This window comes from Pseudomonas sp. AC083 (assembly GCF_979253165.1).
In genome coordinates this window covers 1-240 of sequence record NZ_CEEDDH010000315.1, presented here as the reverse complement: position 1 = coordinate 240, position 240 = coordinate 1, and the positions used below count along the sequence as shown (strand labels likewise).

1 protein-coding gene is annotated in these 240 nt (G+C 65.4%); it reads left to right on the top strand.

What is annotated here, in order from left to right; genetic code table 11:
- Positions 1-240, top strand: a 240-nt coding sequence (locus tag AC0IXA_RS28055; RefSeq protein ID WP_471815004.1) for a hypothetical protein, incomplete at both ends; no start/stop codon positions are given.

The following is a 240-nucleotide window of genomic DNA, read 5'->3' as shown; positions in this document are numbered from 1 at the left end:
GCGCCGTGAGCGGATGGGCCACATCGAGCTCGCCGCTCCCGTCACCCACATCTGGTACTTCAAGGGCGTCCCGTCGCGCCTTGGCTACCTGCTCGACCTCGCGCCGAAGGACCTTGAGAAGGTCATCTACTTCGCCGCGTACATGATCACGTTCGTCGACGACGAGCGCCGTACGCGTGACCTGCCCTCGCTGGAGGCGCACGTCTCCGTCGAGCGTCAGCAGATCGAGAACCGTCGCGA